An 18162-nucleotide genomic window follows, 5' to 3' on the forward strand; every position below is an offset into this window, starting at 1 on the left:
TGTACTTCACGAAAGTCCCCGTCAGCGGCCCGCCGTCTGCTGCCGCAGCGCCTCGATCTCCCGGCGCAGGGCGCGGACTTCTTCCAGAATAACCCCCGTTTCGTCGTGGATCGCCTGCCGGTCAGCTTCGGCAATCGTCTCCGTTTCGGACTGCATGGCCGAAACGATGATACCGATGAAGAGGTTGAGCACGGTGAAGGCGGTGCAGACCAGGAAGGGCAGGAAGAAGGCCCAGGCATAGGGGTGAACTTCCATCACCGGCCGCACGATGCCCATGGACCAGCTTTCCAGCGTCATCACCTGGAACAGGGTGTAAAGCGAACGGCCAAGATCTCCGAACCAGTCGGGGAATGTCTCGCCATAGAGCTTCGTGGCCATGACGGCGAAGACATAGAAGACGAGGCTCATCAGCACCATGATGGAGCCCATGCCGGGCAGGGCGGTGATCAGCCCGCCGATAACCCGCCGCAGGGACGGCACCACCGAGATGAGACGCAGCACGCGCAGGACGCGCAGTGCACGCAGCACCGAGAAGGGGCCGCTCGCCGGGACAAGGGCAATCGCCACGATCACGAAGTCGAAGATGCTCCAGGGATCGCGGAAGAAGGACAGCCGGTGCACATAAAGGCGCAACGTCAGCTCGATCACGAAAATGCCGAGGATGATCTTGTCGAGCGTGTGCAGCAACGGACCGATAGCAGAAACGACAGTGGGGCTGGTCTCAAGCCCGAGGGTGAAGGCATTGACAACAATGATCGCAATGATGGCCGCTTCCCAGCGGCTTGACGTGATGAGGGCCTTTAAAGTCTGGCGCATACTGAAAAATGTCCATCTGGAAACACGGCCGGACGCCGCCCGCGCAAACTGGGGATTCCGCTCTTGATACGCAATAGCCCGCAGGACATTGAAACGCAAAATCCCTCAGCTTTGCAGGTCAGTTTCCCGCGCCGGCCTCTGGAACTACTCTGCGGAAGCCGCCCTGCATCCGGCTCCCGTTGAAAAGCGTCCCTGCGCCGCTTGACAGAACCGCCGCCGCAGGCGATCTAATGCGCCAAGGCCACGGCATCCGGACACCCCTTGTCCCCTTTTGATGCCGTCATGCTCAGGCGGGTATGATGTAATGGTAGCCTGTCAGCTTCCCAAGCTGAACGCGCGGGTTCGATTCCCGCTACCCGCTCCAGATCCTTTCTTTCTTTCGTCATTGTCGGGCTTGTCCCGGCCATCTGCAAATCATTGATTTGTATAGATCCTCGGCACAGGGCCGAGGATGACGATGGAGGAGTTGCTGGTTTGTCAGCAGTCTGGGTGCCGCTGGTGCTATTCTTATGCCTGACAACGGAGGCCGGATCATGAAATTGACTATCAATATTGATGATGAGCTTCTTGAGGCGGCGCGAGACCTGACTGGCACAATGGAGACCACTGCCATCGTGCATCAGGCGCTAGAGACGCTGGTGCGCGTCGAGACGGGCAGCGCCTGATAGCGCTTTGGTGGCACAATGCCGGATGCTGAGGCTGTTTCCGATAGCTATGGACGCTGGATCGAGGAACGGATTGAAATGGCATTGGCCGATCGCCGTCCCTCCGTTTCAGGAAGCGATGCTGACCTTCAGATCGAAGCGGTTCTTGCTCTCATGAAGTGAGTTCCATGGCAGGGCGCGTCAGAAGCCTATCATGAGAAATTGCGGCCCAGCTTCAGCGTTTGAGGTTCAATAGCCCTCTACCCGCTCCCATCCTCCCCCTTCTTCCCGAAATCCGGCGTCTTGCGCTTGCGGGCGGTGCCGTGGGTGGTCTTGTGCCAGTGGTGGGGGCGGATGAAGAAGTCCCAGACGGCGCGGTAGAAGGCGAAGCTGGCGCAGAGCCAGTAGGCGGGAATGAGGGCGAGATCGCTGAAGCGCGGGTCGAAGCCGCGGGCGCGGGCGGCGCTGCGTCCGGCAATGACGGCGGCGCCATAGCCGGAAATGGCGGCCAGCGCACTGAGGCAGACGGTGATGTCGGACATGAGCCCATCGGGCACGGGCATGTTCCACAGGCCGATCAGGTAACCCATCAGGATCATGCAGAATATGGGGTGCAGGCCGAGCGTCAGCAGGCTGCCGCCAATGAGGAAGGCGAGGGGCACCGCGCGGCGCGGGCTCATGTCACGCCACAGCATGGACGGATCGCGCAGGTGGACGAGCACCGTCTGCAGCCAGCCCTTGTACCAGCGCGCCCGCTGCGCATACCAGACCTTCCACGTCACCGGCGCTTCTTCATAGGTGGCGCTGTCGAGGGCGGCACTGGAAAAGCCGAGGCGGGCAAGGCGCAGGCCAAGGTCGGCATCTTCCGTCACATTGTAGGGGTCCCACCCGCCTGCGGTAACGAGGGCCGCGCGGCGGAAATGGTTTGAGGTGCCCCCAAGCGGAAAGGGCCATTCCTCGCCGGAAAACCACGGAATGACCTGATCGAACAGGCTCGCATATTCCATGGCGAACTGACGGGTGAAAAAGCTCTCCTCCGCATTGTCGATGACAAGGCTCGCCTGCAGGCAGGCAAGGCTTTCCGGGCTTTCCCGGAACTTGCGCACCGCCTTTTTCAGCTGGCCGGGCTCTGGCCGGTCTTCCGCGTCATAGATGGTGACGAACTCGCCCATGGAGGAGTCCAGCCCATAGGCCAGAGCCCTTGGTTTGGTGCGCGGATGGCCCGGGGGCACCACCACCACTTCCATGCCCTCGCGTAGCAGGCCCCTGAAAGCCACGCGGGTTTCCCGGTCGTCCTGTTCCACCAGAAAGCGGATGTCGAGCCTGTCCGGCGGATAGTCGAGCCTGGCAAGGCCATCCACCAGCGACGGCACGACCGCCGCTTCCTTGTAGAGCGGGACCAGCACCGTATAGAGCGGCCACTCTTCTTGAATTGGACGCTCATGGGGATGCGCTGCTGCCCGCTGGGACTGAAAAAAGGCTTCCTCCGCGGCGAGACGCGCCCGTTCCTGGGCCTGCTGCGCGCTCGAAAGCCGGGCGATTGCGGTGAGAATGCAGGTAAGGCCCACAACAAGGCTCAGCAGCAGCATCTGTACATCAAAGGGCAGAACCATGCCGGTGAAGAAGCTGGCGGCCATGGCAGCCGCGCCGATTTGCTGGCGCGGTGTCACGCGGGTGCGGGCCGACATGTGGGGAAAGCGCGCTTCCAGTTCGCCGGCGGGCGCATTCAGCACAGTCAGGGCGTGGCGCAGGGCCGAAGGCGTGGCGATGCGCACGGCCGCACTCCAGTCCGGATGGCGCAGAAAGAAGGCGCGCAGTTCGGCGGCGTGCTCAGGTTCGGGCGCAACCACATAGACCGGCCCCTCCTGGCCGAGACCGATCATCATCGGCCCGGCTTCACCCGGACCGCATTGCAGCACATGGCCATTGACCAGCAGCGGCCGGAAGCTGCCGGCTGGCAGAAAGGGGACGCCGCAGATTTCCGCCACTGCGCTGTAATAGGCATCTTCCGTGAGGATGGCATTGCGCATCATGTAGTGCACGGGATGGACACCGTGATAGGATGCCAGTTGACAGGCAGACCGCAGCGCAGAGGCAGAAAGACCCCGTGACACAAGGACATGCATCTCCTCTTGCAGCAATTGCTGCGGTGCGGCTCTTTCATTTTTCGGGACTGCTCCGTTTTCGGAAGAGGCCTTGTGGGCCGCTGCCTGCGGGCGGGGCGAAGGAGATTCACACTGCAGGAAAGCTTCGCCGGCGTCTGCTGCCATTCTTGGCAGCTTCACAGTGTCTGACGCAGTCTCCTGTGCCACAACAGACATTGCCCGCCCCTTCCGAGGCCGCCGGACACACACTCATCCGGCTCCTGCAAGGAGTACGGCAGAAGATATTCCTGCAATCAACAGTTTTATATTTTTTAGTCTCGATTGCGATTGGTTTTATACCAGCCCAGGCACCAGCTCAGGAAACTGCGGATCCTTCGCCCCTGAACGGAGCGGGCATGACCATTGTCATTCCCAACTTCCGCGATCCGCGCGCGCTGGCCGAACGTCCCGCGCAGCCGCCGGAGAAGATTGAATTCCTCGCCTCGGATGATTTTCCTCCCTTTTCCTTCCGCGACCCGCAAGGACGCTTGACCGGCTTCAACGTGGATCTGGCGCGGGCGGTCTGCGAGGAGCTTGGAGCCTCCTGCAGCCTGAGGGTGAAGGCCTTCGAGGCTCTGCCGGATGCGCTGATGGCGGGGGAGGGCGATGCCATTCTCTCCGGCCTCGCCAAGACGGAAGCCCTGCGGCGGGAGATGGCCTTCTCCGACACCTATATGCGCCTGCCCGCCCGGTTCGTGCTTGGGCAGGGCACGGACAGCTTTGATCCCAACATGCCATCCGCAAAGCGCATCAGCGTGGAAGCCGGCAGCCGCCACGAGGCCTTCCTGAAGGCCGCCTTCCCGGGCCTTGCCGTCGAGCCGTTCCCCACAGCCGGTGAGGCAAGGGCTGCGCTGAAGGAGGGCAAGGCCGATGTGCATTTCGGCGACGGCATGGCGCTGTCCTTCTGGCTGGCCAGCAAGGAGGCGGATGGCTGCTGCCGCTTTGCCCCCGGCCCCTGGCTGGAGCCTCGCTATTTTGGCGACGGGCTTTCCATTGCCTTGCGCCGTGATGACCAGGCGCTGCTGGACGCGCTGAACTATGCCCTGCGGCAGGTGCAGGACAAGGGCATCTATGGCGAGCTTTACCTGCGCTATTTCCCGGTCGGGTTCTACTGAGGCTTCAGACCGGCAGCAAAGCCATTGCCAGACCGGCCGGTTCTGGCTAAGCCGGGGCACTCTTTGCGCGCGGAGCCCATCCGCCGCCACAACAGGACAACCTGATGACCGAATTTCTCTGGACCCGCCCGGAAGGCACGCCGGATGCAACCCTGCTTCTGGCCCATGGCGCCGGTGCGCCGATGGACTCCGCCATCATGAACCGGCTTGCCACAGCCCTCGCGGCCGAAGGCATTGCCGTGGTGCGGTTCGAGTTTCCCTATATGGCCGCGCGCCGCACCACGGCCAAGAAGGCACCGCCGCCGAAGGCCGAACTGCTGGTCGGGGCCTATCAGAAGGCCATGCAGGCGCTGATGGGGGAGGTGGAAGGCCCGTTCCTCATTGGCGGCAAGTCCATGGGCGGGCGTGTGGCCGCCATGCTGACGGCCGGCGCCTCGCTGCCGGGCCGTGTGAAGGGCGTTGTCTGCATCGGCTACCCGTTCCACCCGCAGGGCAAGTCCGATGTCTGGCGCCTTGAGCCGCTGGAACAGGCCCGCCGCCCCATCTTCATTGCGCAGGGCGAGCGTGACCCCTTCGGCAGTCAGGCCGAGCTGGAAGACGTGACCCTGCCGGGCACCTGCGAGATCCTGTTCCTCGAAGACGGCAACCACGACCTCGGGCCTCGCGGCCAGTCGCCCGCGACCTGGGACAGCAACATCACCGCCACCGCCAAGGCCGTTGCGGAGTTTGCCCGCAAGGTTCTGGCCGCCTGAGATTGCAGGCCCGGTGCGGCTGCCGCGTGGGCTTGATCAACTCCCGATGAGTAAGGCTCATCGGGAGTTCATATCAGCTGAGCGCGCGGAAGTGCTTGGAGAGCTTCAGCTCCTGCCCCTGATAGTTGGAACCGATGCCCTCGCCATAGAGCTGATGCGGGCGCTCGGCCATGTGCTCATAGACCAGCCGCCCGACCGTCTGGCCATGCTCCAGAATGAAGGGCACGTCGTGCGAGCGCACTTCCAGCACGGCGCGTGAGCCTGTGCCGCCCGCGGTGCTGTGGCCAAAGCCGGGATCGAAGAAACCGGCGTAATGCACGCGGAATTCTCCCACCAGCGGATCGAAGGGCACCATCTCGGCGGCAAAATCCGGCGGCACATGCACCGCCTCCTGGCTGACGAGAATGTAGAACTCGTTCGGGTCGAGCACCAGTTCGGCCGCCCCGCGCCGGTAGATCGGATCCCAGAAGTCGAGCGGGTGATGCGCATCCTTCAGGTCCACATCGATGACGCCCGTGTGGTGCCTGGCGCGGTAGCCGACGAGGCTGCCATCGCCGGAGCCTTCCAGATCGATGGACAGTTGCACGCCGCCGCCGATGCGCTCCATGCCGCCGGAAACAAGGCGCAGGCGCGCATGCACGTCTTCCAGCTCGCTGTCCGGGATCAGCGGTTCACCGGCGCGGAAGCGGATCTGCGACAGGCGGGAGCCACTGCGCACCAGAATGGGGAAGGTGAGCGGTGAGATTTCCGCATAGAGCGGCCCGTTGTAGCCGGCCGGCACCGTGTCAAAGGCGCGCCCGCCATCGGTGATGACGCGGGTGAAGACATCAAGCCGCCCGGTGGAGCTTTTCGGGTTGGCAGTCGCCGAGATGGCATCAGGCAGGGCGAGGCTTTCCTGAAGCGGCACGATGTAGACGCAGCCCGTCTCCAGCACGGCGCCACGTGTCAGGTCGATGGTGTGCAGCGCGAAGGCATCCAGCTTGTCGGCGACGGCGACGCCATTGCCCGGCAGGAAGCTGGCGCGCACCCGGTAGGCCAGCCCCCCGAGGCGCAGGTCAAGGCTGGCCGGCTGAATCTGGCCGTCGACAGGCGCCAGCTCGCTGCGGATCGTTCCGGCGCGGAACATGTCCTCGATCATGTGGGCGGGCAGAATGCCGTCTGGGCGCATGGCAAGCCTTTCATGGAGCCGGAGGGAGCCGGGGAGGGGCGTTATCTTCCTCTGCGCTGTCATTAGCCGATGGCAGGGTCTTGGCCAACCCTTTCATGGAGGGGCCATGGCTGGCAAAGATTGACCACTGGCCATGAAAGGCGTATTTGCAGACAGGATCCGTGGTGATTTGAGCCGGCCGGCTTGCAGCCACGTTAAAGAAGTTGCTAAAGAGGCCGGGGAGAAACACCCGGCCTTTATGGCCGGTTTTTTGTTTCTGGAGCGAAGACCGATGAGCGCATCCGATACCCCGTCCTCCCGCCCCCTGCGTCCGGCCACCCGTCTTGTTCATGGTGGCACTGTCCGCTCCCAGCATGGCGAGACCTCCGAAGCCATCTTCCTGACGCAGGGCTTCGTCTATGCCAATGCGGAAGCAGCAGAAGCGCGCTTCAACGGCGAGGATCCGGGCTATGTCTATTCGCGCTATTCCAACCCCACCGTTGCCATGTTCGAGCAGCGCATGTGCGAACTGGAAGAGGCTGAAGCAGCCATCGGCACCGCCAGCGGCATGGCCGCCGTCAATCTGGCGCTGATGGCCTCGGTCAAGGCCGGTGATCATGTGGTTGCCGCCAAGGCGCTCTTCGGCTCCTGCCGTTACATCGTCGAAACCCTGCTGCCGCGCTTTGGCGTGACCAGTACGCTGGTGGACGGTACGGACCTGAATCAGTGGCGCGATGCGGTGAAGCCGAACACCAAGGCCGTGTTCCTTGAGAGTCCGACCAATCCGGCGCTGGATGTGATCGATATCGCTGCCGTGGCGGAGATTGCCCATGGCGTAGGCGCAAGAGTCATCATCGACAACGTCTTTGCCACGCCGATCTTCCAGTCGCCGCTGAAGCTGGGCGCCGATGTTGTGGTTTATTCGGCCACCAAGCACATTGACGGTCAGGGCCGCTGCCTGGGCGGCGTCGTGCTGTCCGATGCCAAGTGGATCGAAGAAGAAGTGCTGCCGCTGGTCAAGCACACTGGCCCGGCCATGAGCCCGTTCAATGCCTGGGTGCTGCTGAAGGGGCTGGAGACGCTGCCGTTGCGCGTTGCCCAGCAGTCTTCCAGCGCGGCCCTCATTGCCGGCCGTCTGGCGGGCGACCCTGCCATTGCCCGCCTGATCTATCCGGGCCGTGACGACCATCCGCAGGCCGCAGTCGCCCGCAAGCAGATGCGCGGCGGCTCCACCATGCTGGCCTTCGAGCTGAAGGGCGGCAAGGCAGCAGCCTTTGCCTTCACCAATGCGCTGGAAGTGATCAAGCTGTCCAACAATCTTGGCGATGCCAAGAGCCTGATCACCCACCCGTCCACGACCACGCACAAGAACGTGGCCGAAGAGGCGCGGCTGGAACTGGGCATCACCGAAGGCATGCTGCGCCTGTCCGTGGGCCTCGAAGATCCGCTGGACCTTATCGAGGATATCGAGCGGGCACTGGCGGCAGCCCGCTGAGCACGGGACGATATCAGGACGGGGTGGAGTGCTTGAAAACACTCCACCCCGTCAGTCATTTTCACGCTTGCACTTTTCGTGTGCATTGCGGCGCTCTATATCTTGAAAATGACACGCGGAGCCGGCAACAGCCTGATCCGCTTCACGAATTGTTGAGGATCCGGAAGGCCATGTACCGGGCCGTTACCAACGGGATACAGGTCACAGTCGAACCCTTCTATCTGGCGGACCAGTCCTCGCCGGAAGAGGGGAGCTATGTCTGGGGCTATACCGTCGAGATCGTCAATCTCGGGGATGTGCCGGTCCAGTTGCGCCGCCGCCACTGGCTGATTACGGATGGCAACGGCCAGATGCAGGAAGTGGAAGGGCCGGGCGTGGTCGGGGAAGAGCCGGTCATCAAGCCGGGCGAAGCCTTTGAATATTCCTCCGGCTGCCCGCTGACCACGCCCTCCGGCATCATGGAAGGCGCCTATCTGATGGAGCTGCCGGACGGGCGCATGATGAATGTCTCCATCCCGCCCTTTTCGCTGGACACTCCGAACCGGCGCGGGTTTCTGAACTGAAACCCACTCCGCTCAAACCCGCTCTGCCGGAGGCCTATCCGGCGAGGCGGTAGCGGGCGATGGCACCGCGCTCGATGGCGGCGCAGGTCAGCTTGTCGAGGCGGAACCGGTCGCGCAGGAGTTGCAGGATGCGCAGCTCTTCCTTCGAGACGGCAATGTCGGAGGCCGCCACCTCCACTGCCAGCGCATAGGCCGTGTCATAGAGCAGGTGCGGCAGGGTCTCGGCGATGATGGTCAGCACGTCATTCATGCCGTCCTCGGCCTGCAGCAGCTGGGTGCAGCGCTGGGCCGCCGGCAGCACATTGGCCGGGTCGAAACCGTCGAAAACCGGCAGCATGCGGGTCACGTCGCCGATGGTGGCCAGCTCATTGTCGGTCATCAGCCCGTCAGAGGCCGATGTGATGACCATGACATAGATCAGGGCTTCCTGGATGCTGAACGGCTTGCTCATTGTGGCTGCACGGTCCTGTTGAACAGTTTCAAGGCCCCATGGGTAATGCTTCGGCAGGCGGCCTTCAAGAAGGGCCGCAAATATTTGTGCCTGCGCGGACGTCCGGCGGGCAGAGTTTGATTGACGCAAGCCCGCGGCTTTTCTAGTGTCCGCGCTCCGGCCGCCCGCAGGAGCTCGCGGGCAACGGAACCGGATTCCCGAAAACATCACGGACCATCTGAGATTATGAGTGAACGTTCCCTCCCTTCGCTTGACCTGTCGCCCGCTTTTGTCGAGGCGGCCCGGACCTCCAAGGCCTGGCCGTTCGAGGAAGCCCGCAAACTGGTGAAGCGCATCGAGAAACGTGATCCCTCGATTCCGGTCCTGTTCGAAACGGGATACGGCCCCTCGGGCCTGCCCCACATCGGCACCTTCGGCGAGGTGGCGCGCACGACCATGGTGCGCACGGCCTTCCGCATCCTCACCGAAGACAAGATTCCGACCCGCCTGCTGTGCTTCTCCGACGATATGGACGGCATGCGCAAGATCCCGGAAAATGTGCCGGATCAGGAAGCGCTGAAGCCTTATCTGCAGATGCCGCTGACGATGGTGCCGAATCCCTTCGGCGGGGACTACAAGAGCTTTGGCGACCACAACAACGCCATGCTGCGCCGCTTCCTCGACACCTTTGGTTTCGAGTACGAATTCGCCAGCGCGACCGAGTATTACAAGTCCGGCAAGCTGGATGGCATCCTGCTGAAGGCCGTCGAGAAGTATCAGGAACTGATGGACGTGATGCTGCCGACGCTCGGCGAAGAGCGCCGCGCCACCTACAGCCCGTTCCTGCCGATTTCGCCCATTTCCGGGCGCGTGCTCTATGTGCCGATGAAGGATGTGAACGCCCGCGAAGGCACCATCACGTTTGAGGATGAGGATGGCACCGACGTGACCCTGCCGGTCACCGGCGGTAAGGTAAAGCTGCAGTGGAAGCCGGACTTCGGCGCCCGCTGGGCCGCGCTCAACGTTGACTTCGAGATGTTCGGCAAGGACCATGGCCCGAACATGCCGGTCTATGACCGCATCTGCGAAGTGCTGGGCGGCACCCCGCCGGAGCATTTCGTCTATGAGCTGTTCCTGGCTGATGACGGCTCCAAGATCTCCAAGTCCAAGGGCAACGGTCTGACCATCGACGAGTGGCTGACCTATGCCTCGCCGGAGAGCCTTGCGCTCTACATGTTCCAGAAGCCCAAGACTGCGAAGAAGCTCTATTTCGACGTGATCCCGCGTGCCGTCGATGAGTATCTCGCCTTTGCGGGCAAGTTCGCGGAAATGACGCCGGAACAGAAGCTGATGAACCCGGCCTGGCACATTCATTCCGGCAATGTGCCGGACATCAGCTCGCCGGTGCCTTTCGCCATGCTGCTGAACCTCGTCTCGGCCTCCAACGCCGAAAACAAGGACGTGCTGTGGGCCTTCATCACCCGCTATGCGCCGGGCGTGACCAAGGACACCCATCCGAAGCTGGATGAACTCGTCACCTATGCGATCCGCTACTTCGACGACTTCGTGAAGCCGTCGAAGCAGTTCCGCGCGCCGGACGATGTGGAGCGGGCCGCTCTCGAAGCCCTCGATGCCGCGCTGGCTGCCCTGCCGGCCGGTGCCGATGGCAACACCATTCAGGATGCCGTGCTGGATGTAGCGCGCAAGATCGAGCGCTATCAGGACCAGACGAAGAAGAGCCCGGACGGCGGCCCCGGCGTGTCGGTGGCCTGGTTCCAGGCGCTTTACAAGGTGTTGCTGGGCCTCGAACAGGGCCCGCGCTTCGGCTCCTTCGTGGCGCTCTACGGCATCGCCGAAACCCGCGCGCTCATCGCCAAGGCCCTTAGCGGCGAACTGGCTGCCTGAGCCTTTGAAGTTTTGACGTTTTGAGCCGCCGCAGCCTGCAAAGGCTGCGGCGGTTTTGTTTTTGGGGGCAGGGCGCACCGCTTCTCGTGATGACGGGTAACGGCATCCATGCCGTGCTCTCTCCAGACGGGCAGCCCCGCGACATGCCTGTTCCACCAGCGCTTCTCATCGATGAGCGGCTAGAAAAAGCAAAACGCCCGGCACAGGGCCGGGCGTCGAGGCTAACTTGCAGAACCTGTCAGGCTGCATCCGCCGTGATGGCAGCTTCGGCCTTGGGCGGGAACTTGCCGTAGAAGGTTTCGTTGGTCTTGGCCATCTCGCGCAGCAGGCGGTTGGGCTTGAAGCGCGGGCCCCACTTCTTGGTGAACTTCTTGCACAGCTCCACGAAGGCGTGGGTGCCCATCATGTCGATGTAGCTCAGCGTGCCGCCGGTGTAAGGGGCGAAGCCGAAGCCGAGGATTGAGCCGACATCGGCCTCACGCACGTCCGTCAGGCATTTTTCCTCGAAGATGCGGGCGGTTTCCAGCGCCTGCATCACCAGAAGCCGCTGCTTCAGCTCTTCAATGTTGAAGGCGTCAGCGGCCTTGGGCTTGCCTAAGACCTCCGGAATGCCGGGCCACAGGCTCTTTTCCTTGCCTGCATAGTCATAGAAACCCTTGCCGTTCTTGCGGCCGAAGCGCTCGCGCTTGACCACCATCTCCTCAAGGATGTTGTCGAGCGGGCCTTCCACATAGTTGACGCCAAGGTCCTTGCGGGTGGCCGAGACGATCTTCCAGGCAAGGTCCAGCGCCACTTCATCACCCAGCGACAGCGGGCCGACCGGCATGCCGGCCATCTTGCCCGCGTTCTCGACCATGGCCGCCGGAACGCCATCGGCCAGCATCATCAGGCCTTCGCGGATGTAGGTCATGACCACGCGCGAGGTGTAGAAGCCGCGGCTGTCATTGACGACGATCGGCGTCTTCTTGATAGCCTTGATGTAGTCCAGCGCCATGGCCAGCGCCTTGTCGGAGGTCTTCTTGCCGAGGATCACTTCCACCAGCATCATCTTGTCGACGGGCGAGAAGAAGTGGATGCCGATGAAGTTCTTCGGGCGGGAAGAGGCTTCCGCCAGCGAGGTGATCGGCAGGGTGGAGGTGTTGGAAGCGTAGATGGCGCGGGCCTTCATCACCGCCTCGGCCTTTTCCGTCACCACACGCTTGACCTCACGGTCCTCGAACACGGCCTCGATCACCAGATCGCAGTCGGCGAGAAGGTCATAGTTGTCCGTCGGGGTGATACGGGCGAGGAGCTTTTCCTTTTCCCCCGCCGTGGCATGGCCGCGCGAGACGGCCTTGCTCATCAGCTCGTCCGAATGAGCCTTGCCCTTGTCGGCGGCAGCCTGATCGCGGTCGAGCAGCACCACGTCGATTCCGGCCTTGGCCGTGACATAGGCAATGCCGGCGCCCATGAAGCCGGCGCCGAGCACGCCGATTTTCTTGATCTTGTTGGGCTTCACGTCCTGCGGGCGGCGGGCGCCCTTGTTCAGCTCCTGCATGGAGACAAAGAGCGAGCGGATCATGTTCGCCGCTTCCGGGCTCTGCAGCACGTTGGCGAAATAGCGGCTTTCCACCTGCAGGGCGAGATCCATCGGCAGCTGCAGCCCTTCGAAGACGGACTTCAGCAGGGCGCGGGCGCCGGGGTAGTTGTCGTGGGTCTCACGCCGGTAGATGGCATTGGCGGCGGGCCAGAACTGGAAACCGGCGGGGGAATAGACCGGGCCGTTCGGCAGCTTGAAGCCCTTTTCGTCCCACGGCTTCACCGGCTTGACGCCTGCCTGCAGCATCTTGCGGGCGGTCTCCACCAGCTTCTTCGGCGCTGCCGTCTCGTCCACCAGCTTCATCTGCTTGGCCTTGGCGGCACGCAGGGTCTGGCCCTGCAGCAGGAACTGAAGGCCGGCCTGCGCATCGGTCATGCGCATGACGCGCTGGGTGCCGCCAGCGCCGGGGAAGAGGCCGACCTTTACTTCCGGCAGGCCCATTTTGAAGCTGTCATCCTCCGCCGCAACCCTGGCATGACAGGCGAGCGCCAGCTCGGTGCCACCGCCCATGCAGGTGCCGTTGATGGCAGCAACGAAGGGTTTGCCGCAGGTCTCCAGCTTCCGGTAGATCAGCGAGAGGCGGCGGGAGCCTTCGAACAGCGCCTTGGCGGCCGCTTCCTGATCCTTGGCACGCTCGGCATGGAAGACCTTGAGCAGGCCTTCCAGCATGGTCAGGTCCGCACCGCCCGAGAAGGCGGCCTTGCCGGATGTGATGATGGCCCCCTTGATGGCATCCGTCGTGGCCACATGGGCAACGATCGCTTCCAGATCGTCCATCACGGACATGTCGATGACATTCATCGACTTGTCCTTCATGTCCCAGGTGATCAGAGCGATGCCGTCGGCGCCGGTTTCAAGAGTGAAGTTCTTGTAGGTCATGGCTTGTCTCCTCCGGTCTCTTGTCACACGCGCTCGATGATCGTCGCCGTGCCCATGCCGGCGCCGATGCAGAGGGTGACAAGGGCAGTGTTCAGGTCGCGGCGTTCCAGTTCATCGAGAACCGTGCCGAGGATCATGGCGCCGGTTGCCCCCAGCGGGTGGCCGAGCGCGATGGCTCCGCCATTGACGTTGACCACGGACGGGTCAAGGTCGAAGGCCTGCCGGTAGCGCAGCACCACGGAGGCAAAGGCCTCGTTGATCTCGAAGAGGTCGATGTCCTTCAGCTTCATGCCGGAATTGGCCAGCAGCTTTTCCGTGACATCCACCGGGCCGGTCAGCATCAGCGCAGGCTCCGAGCCGATGTTGGCGAAGGCGCGGATGCGGGCGCGGGGCTTCAGGCCAGCCGATTTGCCGGCCTTGCGCGAGCCGATCAGCACGGCGGCGGCGCCGTCAACGATGCCGGAGGAATTGCCCGCGTGGTGCACATGGCGCACCTTTTCCAGCTCCGGATGGGCGGCAATGGCCACTGCATCGAAGCCGCCCATGGCGCCCATCATCTCGAAGGAGGCGTTGAGCGAGGCAAGCGACTGCATGTCCGTGCCGGGGCGCATGTGTTCGTCACGGGCAAGGATGGTGATGCCGTTGACGTCCTTCACCGGCACAACCGACTTGTTGAAATAGCCCTTGTCCCAGGCGTTTGCCGCCCGCTTCTGGCTTTCCACCGCATAGGCGTCGCAATCGTCGCGGGTGAAGCCGTATTTGGTGGCGATGAGGTCCGCCGAGACGCCCTGCGGCATGAAATAGGAGGGCAGGGCCACCTGCGGATCGACCGGCCAGGCACCGCCGGAGGCACCGATGCCGATGCGGCTCATGCTTTCCACGCCGCCAGCCACGACCAGCTGGTGCTGGCCGGACATGACCTGCGCTGCGGCCATGTTCACTGCATCAAGGCCGGAGGCGCAGAAGCGGTTGATCTGCATGCCTGGGACCGAGTTGTCATAGCCAGCCGCAAACACCGCCGCACGGGCAATGTCGCCGCCAGCCTCGCCGATGGGATCGACGCAGCCCAGCACCAGATCGTCCACCTGACGGGTGTCCAGCTTGTTGCGGTCGCGCAGTGCCTCCAGTGCGATGGCGGCAAGGCGGACGGCGGTCACCTCGTGCAGGCTGCCGTCCTTCTTGCCGCGCCCGCGCGGGGTGCGCACATGGTCGAATACATAGGCCTCGGGCATGGTTTCCTCCTGATGTGTTTCTTGTCAGGCCTTGGCGGGCAGCGGGTGCCCCGGCATGAGTTCATAAGGGTGCACCCAGCCGGGCAGGGCGCGGATTGCATCCAGCCAGCGGGCGATGCTGGAGTAGGGGGCAAAGTCGATGCCGATCTCTTCGGGCCAGAAGAGATAGCCGCACAGGGACAGATCCGCCGTGGTCGGCCGGTCCGCCGCCACGAAACGGCGCCCCTCCAGATGCTTGTCGAGAATGGCATAGGCCGACTTGGCGCGTGCCTCGAAGAAGGCCGTGACCGGCGTCTCGCCGGTCTTGGCGAACTGGCGCAGGAAGCGGAGCGTCGCGGTGTAGCTGGTGAGCTTGTGGTTGTCGAACAGCACCCAGCGCAGGATTTCGCGGGCTTCATCTTCCGTGTGGGCACCGAATTCGCCCAGTTCCTCGGCGAGATAATCAAGGATGACGCCAGACTGGCTGAGCTTCAGGCCCTTGTGCTCCAGCACCGGAATCTCGCCCATTTCGTTCACCTCGGCGCGGAATTCCGGCGTGCGGGTGGCGCCGTTGAAGAAGTCGCAGAAGCGGGGCTCCCACTCCGCTCCGGCAAGCTGGAGCATGAGGGCAACCTTGTAGGCGTTGCCGGACTGGGCGAAACAATGCAGGACATACTCGGCCATGAAACCTCCAGCCCGCAGCGGCGGGCTTTTCTTTGGCGGGGCTGCCCCGGGGCATGGCGCCCGGGGCTATGGCGTATCAAAGGCTTAGAATGCGTCTGCCGCAAGGCTCATCATGGTGGCGGAACCGCTGGTGATGCGGGCCAGATGCGCGCCCGTTTCCGGCATGACCCGTTCCATGAAGTAGCGTCCGAAAGCCAGTTTGGCTTCGAAACGCTCCGTCTCTTCGCCGCTGGCGATCTTGGCCTGCGCTGCCTTGGCCATCTGCGCCCACATGTAGCCAAGGGCAACCAGCCCGAAGAGATGCATGTAGTCGGTGGAGCCAGCGCCTGCGTTGTCCGGGTTGCTCATGGCATTCTGCATGAACCACATGGTCGCGGCCTGCAGATGATCGAGCCCCTGCTTCAGCGGCTTGGTGTAGGGCGCCAGCGCCTCGTCTTCCTTGTGTGCCTTCAGGAAGGCGCCGACCTCATCGAAGAACGCCATGACGGCACGCCCGCCATTGGCTGGAAGCTTGCGGCCGACGAGATCCAGCGCCTGAATGCCGTTGGCACCCTCGTAGATCATGGCGATACGGGCATCGCGGACGAACTGCTCCATGCCCCATTCGGCGATATAGCCGTGGCCGCCAAACATCTGCTGGGCGTTGACCGCATTGGCAAAGCCGGTGTCGGTGAGCACACCCTTCAGAACCGGAGTCATCAGCCCCATGATGTCGTCGGCCTTGACGCGCTCGGCCTCATCTTCGGAGCGGTGCGACACATCGCCCTTGAGGGCCGTCCACAGCACCAGAGCGCGGGCGGCCTCGTTGAAGGAACGGATCGACATCAGCACGCGGCGCACATCCGGATGCACGATGATCGGATCGGCTGCCTTGTCCGCCGCTTTCGGCCCGGTCAGGGCGCGGCCCTGAATGCGGTCCTTGGCATAGATGACGGCGTTCTGATAGGCGACTTCGGACTGGGCCAGCCCTTGCACCGCGACGCCGAGGCGGGCCTCGTTCATCATGGTGAACATGGCGCGCAGGCCCTTGTGCTCCTCGCCAACCAGCCAGCCGCGGGCGCCGTCATAGTTCATGACGCAGGTGGCATTGCCGTGGATACCCATCTTATGCTCGATGGAGCCGCAGGAGACGCCGTTGCGCTCGCCAGGCGTGCCGTCGGCGGCAGGAACGAACTTCGGCACCACGAAGAGCGAGATGCCCTTCACGCCTTCCGGAGCGCCCTCGATGCGGGCCAGAACCAGATGGATGATGTTCTCCGCCATGTCGTGCTCGCCAGCGGAAATGAAGATCTTGGTGCCGGAGATGGCATAGCTGCCGTCGCCCTGCGGCACGGCCTTGGTGCGGATGAGGCCCAGATCCGTGCCGCAATGGGGCTCGGTTAGGTTCATGGTGCCGGTCCAGGTGCCTGCCACCATCTTCGGCAGATAGGTTGCCTTCTGCTCATCCGTGCCATGCAGGGTCAGGGCGGCGATGGCTCCTGCCGTCAGACCCGGATACATGGCGAAGGCCATGTTGGCGGAAGACATGTATTCGGCCATGATCATGGCCAGCGTATGCGGCAGGCCCTGGCCGCCGAAGTCCGGGCTGACAGACAGCCCGCCCCAGCCGCCTTCGCAATAGGCGTCATAGGCAGCCTTGAAGCCCTTGGGCGTGCTCACCCGGCCATCTTCATGGCGGACGCAGCCTTCCCGGTCACCGGTCTGGTTCAGGGGCTGGATAATTTCCTCGCAGAACTTCGCGCCTTCGCGCAGGATGGCTTCCACCAGATCCGGCGTCGCATCAGCAAATCCAGGCAGATTGCTGTAGCGTTCGTAGCCGAACACATCATTGAGCAGGAAGAGGGTGTCCTCGACGGGAGCACGGTAAGCCGGCATCAATTCCTCCCAGAACGTAACCGTTGGCAGTTGACGTTTCCGTAAACGTCACCTCTCCCGATATATACGTCTCAATTTTCAGGCGGGCAAGCCATGTCCTTGGGGAAGGTACGCCTGTTTTTGCGTGAAATGAATGAAAACTGTGTCATGAAACGCGAAAAACCGGAGCGAAGGCTCCGGTTCTGATGGTCAGGCGCGCTGTTTTGCCGCCTCCTGGAGAAATGGCGGCCGGACCGGGATCACTCCCCGGCTTCGTTTTCCTTGTGCTTCAGCATGCCGGAGACGATGGCGACGGTGCGCGACAGCTCTTCAATCGCCTGATCGATGTCCTTGCGCTGGGTTTCCAGCACGGCAATCTGCTCGTTGAAGCGGGAGAGGGCGACGCGGAGCTGGGTCACCTGGCCATCGCGCAGGTCATAAAGATCCAGCATGTCACGGATCTCGGACAGGGAAAAGCCGACGCGCTTGCCCATGACGACGAGCTTCAGGCGGGCGCGGTCGCGGCGGGTATAGACGCGGTTGAGGCCATCACGCTTGGGGTTCAGCAGGCCCCGGTCTTCGTAGAAGCGCAGGGTGCGCAGCGTGACGCCGAATTCCTTGGCAAGGTCACCGATGGTGAACTGGGTCTTCTTGGTGCTGTCGTCGGCTGCGGCAACGACATCGGCAATCTCGTTGCCGTCCTGAATGGAAAGTGCTTCGCTCATTGCCTTGTCCTGTCCGTCCGCATGTGGCCGGACCTGCTGTACTGCGGAAAATCTGAAGTGCATGCGGGCGGATGCCCCCGGCGTCACGGCCCTTGAGGAGGGAGGCACGAGACTGCCTGCTTGTCTCTGCCTTACCTTACGCATACGGAATGGTCCAGTGACCTTGCGCAATTTTTTGACAAACAGCCCTGCCAGAGCCAGCTTCCGGGGGCCTGCTGT

15 protein-coding genes, 1 tRNA gene, 1 pseudogene and 1 riboswitch are annotated in these 18162 nt (G+C 63.0%); of the genes and pseudogenes, 8 read left to right on the plus strand and 9 right to left on the minus strand.

The features are described 5' to 3' along the window. Window positions 1-21: 21 nt before the first annotated feature. Window positions 22-816: an ion transporter gene (locus ASC48_RS08060; RefSeq protein WP_055455211.1), complete on the minus strand. Its 795-nt coding sequence runs from the start codon at window positions 814-816 to the stop codon at window positions 22-24. A gap of 290 nt (window positions 817-1106) precedes the next feature. Between ASC48_RS08060 and ASC48_RS08065 the strand changes: the two genes are divergently transcribed. The 3 genes and pseudogenes from ASC48_RS08065 to ASC48_RS19520 all read left to right on the plus strand — a co-directional run bounded on the left by ASC48_RS08065 (window position 1107) and on the right by ASC48_RS19520 (window position 1643). Beyond that, window positions 1107-1180, plus strand: a tRNA-Gly gene (locus tag ASC48_RS08065). A gap of 169 nt (window positions 1181-1349) precedes the next feature. After that, window positions 1350-1517, plus strand: a pseudogene (locus ASC48_RS08070) (type II toxin-antitoxin system VapB family antitoxin); the annotation flags it as partial. Next, window positions 1500-1643, plus strand: a complete 144-nt coding sequence (locus ASC48_RS19520; RefSeq protein ID WP_156367089.1) for a hypothetical protein — start codon at window positions 1500-1502, stop codon at window positions 1641-1643. The pseudogene ASC48_RS08070 and the gene ASC48_RS19520, both read left to right, overlap by 18 nt. A gap of 77 nt (window positions 1644-1720) precedes the next feature. Here ASC48_RS19520 and ASC48_RS08075 read toward each other — a convergent pair whose 3' ends face one another. Beyond that, window positions 1721-3493: a glycosyltransferase gene (locus ASC48_RS08075; protein WP_244270026.1), complete on the minus strand. Its 1773-nt coding sequence runs from the start codon at window positions 3491-3493 to the stop codon at window positions 1721-1723. Between the two features lie 467 nt (window positions 3494-3960). Here ASC48_RS08075 and ASC48_RS08080 point away from each other — a divergent pair, with 467 nt between their 5' ends. Next, a complete protein-coding gene (locus tag ASC48_RS08080) occupies window positions 3961-4719 on the plus strand; it encodes a transporter substrate-binding domain-containing protein (protein ID WP_055455212.1) in 759 nt (252 codons plus the stop codon). A gap of 104 nt (window positions 4720-4823) precedes the next feature. Further along, entirely contained in the window at window positions 4824-5471 is a 648-nt protein-coding gene (locus ASC48_RS08085; RefSeq protein ID WP_055455213.1) for an alpha/beta family hydrolase, read from the plus strand. Between the two features lie 73 nt (window positions 5472-5544). On the opposite strand, the gene ASC48_RS08090 is transcribed toward ASC48_RS08085, so the two are convergent. Then, window positions 5545-6639, minus strand: coding sequence for a 2'-deoxycytidine 5'-triphosphate deaminase (locus ASC48_RS08090; RefSeq protein ID WP_055455214.1), 1095 nt, complete (start codon window positions 6637-6639; stop codon window positions 5545-5547). A gap of 151 nt (window positions 6640-6790) precedes the next feature. Continuing rightward, window positions 6791-6870, plus strand: a riboswitch (SAM riboswitch). 40 nt (window positions 6871-6910) lie between these two features. Between ASC48_RS08090 and ASC48_RS08095 the strand changes: the two genes are divergently transcribed. After that, window positions 6911-8113 (plus strand): O-succinylhomoserine sulfhydrylase, encoded by a 1203-nt coding sequence (locus ASC48_RS08095; protein WP_055455215.1) that lies wholly within the window; start codon window positions 6911-6913, stop codon window positions 8111-8113. Window positions 8114-8283: 170 nt separating this feature from the next. Continuing rightward, window positions 8284-8676: a Co2+/Mg2+ efflux protein ApaG gene (gene apaG / locus ASC48_RS08100; protein ID WP_019962998.1), complete on the plus strand. Its 393-nt coding sequence runs from the start codon at window positions 8284-8286 to the stop codon at window positions 8674-8676. Window positions 8677-8710: 34 nt separating this feature from the next. Here the strand turns inward: apaG and ASC48_RS08105 are convergent, their stop codons facing one another. After that, window positions 8711-9127 (minus strand): tellurite resistance TerB family protein, encoded by a 417-nt coding sequence (locus tag ASC48_RS08105; protein ID WP_055455216.1) that lies wholly within the window; start codon window positions 9125-9127, stop codon window positions 8711-8713. A 225-nt stretch (window positions 9128-9352) separates the two neighbouring features. Here ASC48_RS08105 and ASC48_RS08110 point away from each other — a divergent pair, with 225 nt between their 5' ends. After that, on the plus strand, window positions 9353-11011 hold the full coding sequence (locus tag ASC48_RS08110; protein WP_055455217.1) for a lysine--tRNA ligase: 1659 nt from the start codon (window positions 9353-9355) through the stop codon (window positions 11009-11011). Between the two features lie 238 nt (window positions 11012-11249). On the opposite strand, the gene ASC48_RS08115 is transcribed toward ASC48_RS08110, so the two are convergent. The 5 genes from ASC48_RS08115 to ASC48_RS08135 all read right to left on the minus strand — a co-directional run bounded on the left by ASC48_RS08115 (window position 11250) and on the right by ASC48_RS08135 (window position 17943). After that, window positions 11250-13469, minus strand: coding sequence for a 3-hydroxyacyl-CoA dehydrogenase NAD-binding domain-containing protein (locus ASC48_RS08115; RefSeq protein WP_055455218.1), 2220 nt, complete (start codon window positions 13467-13469; stop codon window positions 11250-11252). 23 nt (window positions 13470-13492) lie between these two features. Then, window positions 13493-14701 carry an acetyl-CoA C-acetyltransferase gene (locus ASC48_RS08120; protein WP_055455219.1) on the minus strand — a complete coding sequence of 403 codons (1209 nt, stop codon included), beginning with the start codon at window positions 14699-14701 and terminating at the stop codon, window positions 13493-13495. Window positions 14702-14725: 24 nt separating this feature from the next. Further along, window positions 14726-15364: a glutathione S-transferase family protein gene (locus ASC48_RS08125; protein ID WP_055455220.1), complete on the minus strand. Its 639-nt coding sequence runs from the start codon at window positions 15362-15364 to the stop codon at window positions 14726-14728. A gap of 84 nt (window positions 15365-15448) precedes the next feature. Continuing rightward, window positions 15449-17239 (minus strand): acyl-CoA dehydrogenase C-terminal domain-containing protein, encoded by a 1791-nt coding sequence (locus ASC48_RS08130; protein WP_055455221.1) that lies wholly within the window; start codon window positions 17237-17239, stop codon window positions 15449-15451. Window positions 17240-17478: 239 nt separating this feature from the next. Next, window positions 17479-17943, minus strand: coding sequence for a MerR family transcriptional regulator (locus ASC48_RS08135; RefSeq protein WP_055455222.1), 465 nt, complete (start codon window positions 17941-17943; stop codon window positions 17479-17481). Window positions 17944-18162 lie beyond the last annotated feature (219 nt).

This window comes from Pannonibacter indicus (genome assembly GCF_001418225.1).
Taxonomy (GTDB): Bacteria; Pseudomonadota; Alphaproteobacteria; order Rhizobiales; family Stappiaceae; genus Pannonibacter; species Pannonibacter indicus.

Bases quoted from the DNA above. Each gene is read 5' to 3' on its own strand.
- ASC48_RS08060 (WP_055455211.1), bottom strand. From the start codon at position 816: ATGCGCCAGACTTTAAAGGCCCTCATCACGTCAAGCCGCTGGGAAGCG.
- ASC48_RS19520 (WP_156367089.1), top strand. From the start codon at position 1,500: ATGCCGGATGCTGAGGCTGTTTCCGATAGCTATGGACGCTGGATCGAG.
- ASC48_RS08075 (WP_244270026.1), bottom strand. From the start codon at position 3,493: ATGATGCGCAATGCCATCCTCACGGAAGATGCCTATTACAGCGCAGTG.
- ASC48_RS08080 (WP_055455212.1), top strand. From the start codon at position 3,961: ATGACCATTGTCATTCCCAACTTCCGCGATCCGCGCGCGCTGGCCGAA.
- ASC48_RS08085 (WP_055455213.1), top strand. From the start codon at position 4,824: ATGACCGAATTTCTCTGGACCCGCCCGGAAGGCACGCCGGATGCAACC.
- ASC48_RS08090 (WP_055455214.1), bottom strand. From the start codon at position 6,639: ATGCGCCCAGACGGCATTCTGCCCGCCCACATGATCGAGGACATGTTC.
- ASC48_RS08095 (WP_055455215.1), top strand. From the start codon at position 6,911: ATGAGCGCATCCGATACCCCGTCCTCCCGCCCCCTGCGTCCGGCCACC.
- apaG (WP_019962998.1), top strand. From the start codon at position 8,284: ATGTACCGGGCCGTTACCAACGGGATACAGGTCACAGTCGAACCCTTC.
- ASC48_RS08105 (WP_055455216.1), bottom strand. From the start codon at position 9,127: ATGAGCAAGCCGTTCAGCATCCAGGAAGCCCTGATCTATGTCATGGTC.
- ASC48_RS08110 (WP_055455217.1), top strand. From the start codon at position 9,353: ATGAGTGAACGTTCCCTCCCTTCGCTTGACCTGTCGCCCGCTTTTGTC.
- ASC48_RS08115 (WP_055455218.1), bottom strand. From the start codon at position 13,469: ATGACCTACAAGAACTTCACTCTTGAAACCGGCGCCGACGGCATCGCT.
- ASC48_RS08120 (WP_055455219.1), bottom strand. From the start codon at position 14,701: ATGCCCGAGGCCTATGTATTCGACCATGTGCGCACCCCGCGCGGGCGC.
- ASC48_RS08125 (WP_055455220.1), bottom strand. From the start codon at position 15,364: ATGGCCGAGTATGTCCTGCATTGTTTCGCCCAGTCCGGCAACGCCTAC.
- ASC48_RS08130 (WP_055455221.1), bottom strand. From the start codon at position 17,239: ATGCCGGCTTACCGTGCTCCCGTCGAGGACACCCTCTTCCTGCTCAAT.
- ASC48_RS08135 (WP_055455222.1), bottom strand. From the start codon at position 17,943: ATGAGCGAAGCACTTTCCATTCAGGACGGCAACGAGATTGCCGATGTC.